The organism is Alloprevotella sp. oral taxon 473 str. F0040, assembly GCF_000318095.2.
GTDB lineage: Bacteria > Bacteroidota > Bacteroidia > Bacteroidales > Bacteroidaceae > Alloprevotella.
Map to the genome: position 1 here is coordinate 24,358 of NZ_KB290706.1, position 3,804 is coordinate 28,161.

The 3,804-nt window shown below is 43.9% G+C and carries 3 protein-coding genes and 1 pseudogene; all 4 read left to right on the forward strand.

Annotation, left to right across the window (positions count from 1 at the left end; translation table 11 throughout):
- The first annotated feature begins 245 nt into the window (after positions 1–245).
- The gene (locus HMPREF9999_RS01220) at positions 246–1,175 is read left to right on the forward strand and encodes an Abi family protein (protein WP_009436403.1); all 930 of its coding nucleotides are present in this window, start codon (positions 246–248) and stop codon (positions 1,173–1,175) included.
- A gap of 37 nt (positions 1,176–1,212) precedes the next feature.
- Positions 1,213–1,335 (forward strand): annotated as a pseudogene (locus HMPREF9999_RS10680) (DNA damage-inducible protein D); the annotation flags it as partial.
- A 508-nt stretch (positions 1,336–1,843) separates the two neighbouring features.
- Entirely contained in the window at positions 1,844–2,611 is a 768-nt protein-coding gene (locus HMPREF9999_RS01225) for a TetR/AcrR family transcriptional regulator (RefSeq protein ID WP_044062862.1), read from the forward strand.
- Positions 2,612–3,281: 670 nt separating this feature from the next.
- Positions 3,282–3,804 (forward strand): Lin1244/Lin1753 domain-containing protein (locus HMPREF9999_RS01230; RefSeq protein WP_198144604.1); only part of this gene is annotated, 523 nt, incomplete at its 3' end.

Genomic DNA, 3,804 nt, shown 5'->3' on the forward strand with positions numbered 1-3,804 from the left:
GACATTAGAGGGGAATAGAGATTAGAATTTAGACGTTAGACGTTAGAACCATGCGGCGAAGAGCCCAACCGCGCCAGCCCGAGCCACACTTGTCGTGGCGAGCAAGAAAGGGTCCGTGACCCTCTAACCTCAATTTCTGCTCCAAAAGTTTGCTGGTATTTGAGAAAGTTAGTATTTTTGCACTACTAGAACCCGCCAAGCCTCTCAACGATGCTCAAATGTGCGGGTCAATTTTTTTTTGACCCATGAATACTAGAAACACAAAGGTTGCACCGCCTACCTTGGTGCCTTTTACGAAAACATACACTTCCACTCAATACTTAATCAAGTTGTTGCAGTTGCGCGGTCTACAAATCACCGATACCCTCAAGGCACAACGTTATCTGCAAAGCATTGGTTATTATCGACTTTCGGGCTACATGTATCCCTTTTTGGAGCAGCCAAAAGAGGCGCATCTCTATAAAAAACTGGCTTCCTTTGAAAAGGTTATGATGCTCTATCGTTTTGATAAAAAACTTCGTCTGCTCATTTTTAATGAAATAGAGAAAATTGAGGTCGCAGTGCGTAGTGCGATAGTCAATATCGGGTGTGAGGTGACAAAAAATCCTTTTTGGATGTCAGACGTTCAGAATTTTGTCGATAGCTCCATACATCACGCGACGATGGGGTTGATGAGAAAAGAAGTTGATAACTCGCGAGAAGATTACTTGGTGCATTTCAAAAGCACCTATTCTTCGCCTTTTCCTCCTGCGTGGATACTGGCAGAGGTTTTGCCCTTTGGAGTGTTGACAAAGCTTTATGATAACATTAAGAACAAGGTGATTAAGAAAAGGGTGGCTAAGATGTTTTGCCTTGATGTCAAACCTTTTAAGTCGTGGTTGACGATTGTGTATCTCACGCGCAATAGTTGTTGTCACCATGCTCGAGTGTGGAATCGAGTGAATGCCATCCGTCCGATGCAGCCCCATAGTCTACATGTGCCGTGGTGCACTAAAGGTAATGCACAACTTCGCATTTATGATAATCTATGGATTATTAAATATCTCCTTAATAGCATTTCACCTCAGAATGATATGTTTGGCAAAGTTCGCATTTTACTTTCAAATTTTCCCGAAGTGGATGTGAAGGCGATGGGCTTCCCCACTGGTTGGGAAAAGGACTCTGTGTGGATATAGAATAGAGAGACGCAGACCCTTTTTAGACGTCAGAGGGTCGCAGGATATCAATGTAGAGGACCATTTTCGTGAGGTCACGAAAATGGTGGCAATCGGCAGTAGTTCCAAGCGTGGTATCCCTGATTTCATGCTTACTCGCTATGCTTGTTATCTCATCGCTTAAAACGGAGACCCCAAGAAAGAAGAAATAGCTTTCGCCCAGTGTTGCCACAAAAATACAAAGTGAAGTGCCACAAAAGGAAAAAGTCTCTTGCTTCGCCACATGGTTCTAACGTCTAACCTCTAACGTCTAACCTCTAACATCTATTTCGTCTATTTCGTAGAAAGGAGTTGTAAGTTTTATCTCTTCGCTGTTAGTATCTTGAGATATGTCTTCTTTTCATAGCCTCCTTATTTGAAGAACTATTCTATGTCTTTTGTGTTTCAAATCTTTAATACACAATGCAGATGGCAATAAAAACTATTTTCTTTTGCTAGTTTTTAGACATTTCCTTGGTCAAGTGCACAGACATTCGTATTTTTGCTAACAACGCATCTTGCGTTTTCCTTGTGAGATGTTTCGTTTTAGTATAGCCCGTCTCACAATAAGGTCGTTTTATCTCAGCTCTTTTTTGCTAAGAGCATGGGTAGACTTCTACAACAGATGATTCACTCAAAACTATCCCGCCATGCAATCTTCCACTTCGCCCACCTCCCCTCGGAAAAGAAATGCTGCTCTCACTAGCATGGGTAGCACTGATCCGCAGCGCATGACACCCGAACAGCTCAACTTGCGCCAGTTGCTCATTGAAACTGCCGACCTTGCTTTCCGCCAGCGAGGCATTAAGAAGGTCACCATGGACGAAGTGTCTAAAAACCTTCGCATGTCGAAGCGCACGCTCTATCAGTTTTTCCGTGACAAGGAAGAGTTGGTGATGGCGTGCGTACAGAACAATTTAGACCGGGAGTATCAGTATTCTGCACAATTGGCTGCACGTTCCACCAATGTGTTGGAGCTCATGATGGGGGTGACAGAATATCGTATCAACGATTTTGCATCAGCTAGTGATCACTACTTGCGAGAGATTCAGTATTTCCCTGCCGTTGCTCAGTATTTCAAATCACGTCGTGAAGCCACCGACAAGCATTTTGTCGAATTGCTTCAGGTGGGAGTGGAGCAAGGCCTCTTTCGCGATGATGTGAATTATGCCGTGATTGTAGGATCTTTAGCTTTGCTCACCGATAGTGTCATCCACCGTGATCGAGGCATGGAGCAGTTTACCATCGAAGATTTTATCAAAAACTTTGTGGTTACGCTTTTCCGAGGTTGTGTCACGGACTTAGGGCGTACTATACTCGACAAATATCGTTCAGAACTTCTTAAGTTGAAGGGAAATGCCCCTGATGCTTCACAGTCTAGTCAAAATCAAAAACAGTCCTCTGAATTACGTTTTTGAGTGACTGTAATAGACGAATATAGACTCTAAACATTAGGTATTAGACGTTAGGTATTAGACGTTAGGTATTAGACGTAAGCAGTTAGACGTAAGCAGTTAGACGTTAGACGTTAGCACCATGCAGCGATAATAGAAACATCCCCACTCATCTATTGCAGGTGAGTGGGGATTATCTTTAGGTTAGACGTTAGGTCTTAGACATTAGCAGTTAGACTTTAGACTTTAGAGCCATGCGGAGATGTAGTCCAATCGCGCTAGCCTTCTAATTTCTAACGTCTAATTTCTAACGTCTAACGTCTAGATTTGTCTAATTTCTAACGTCTAAAACGGCTCTGCGACCCTCTAATGTCTAGATTCGTCTAATCTCTCCGAGATTTTTCAAAAAACGTGGGAGAACTATCCTCTTTTCTCCGTAGTTTGACGAAGAATCTAGGAGAAAATCGTGTGACGTAGCCTAGGTCACCTCCAATCTCGGGTTTCCCTGAAGCATCACAAGCCAAAAGAGAGGAGGAGAAAAACGACACGAGAAAAATAATAAATCTTAAATCTATTTGTTTATTGCGACAAAGTCGTAACTTTGCGGTGTAAAAGCGCAGGGATTTCGCAGGATTGCGAGAAAAACTGCACCCTTTGGACCATAGTCCCATCCTTTACCTAAATCGACACCATCATGAAAAAGACAGATTCCTACAACAAGTATGTGCCGCTTTTCATCGACAACTATGCCGAACAGCGGTCTGCCAAACTCCGGGCTCGCATGGGCTGGGCAGGATATGGCATCTATCTCGCCATCCTCCAACGCTTGCGCTCCGAAAAATACTGCGTGCTCGAACTCGACTATGAGTCGCTCGCCTTCTCCTTCTGGACGGACGAAGACACCGTGCGCAGCATCATCGAGGATTTCGGACTCTTCACCATCGACCGCAAGAATCGTACGTTCTCCTCTCCCATGCTCGACGAAATGTTGCGAACCATCGACCCTGCACTCTCGAAGTCGAGAAACAAAAGATATAGCTTGCAAGTTCCTGCAAATGAAGAACTTGCATCGTGTGTTGCCTCTGATGCGCTGGAATACGGTTGTGAAGTGCCAGAAAATAGTGTGCAAGTTCCTGCAAATGAAGAACTTGCATCGTGTATTGCCTCTGATGTGCTGGAAGATGGTTGTGAAGTGCCAGAAAATAGTGTGCAAGTTC

Coding starts and splice junctions, on each gene's coding strand:
- HMPREF9999_RS01220 (WP_009436403.1), top strand. CDS start 246: ATGAATACTAGAAACACAAAGGTTGCACCGCCTACCTTGGTGCCTTTT.
- HMPREF9999_RS01225 (WP_044062862.1), top strand. CDS start 1,844: ATGCAATCTTCCACTTCGCCCACCTCCCCTCGGAAAAGAAATGCTGCT.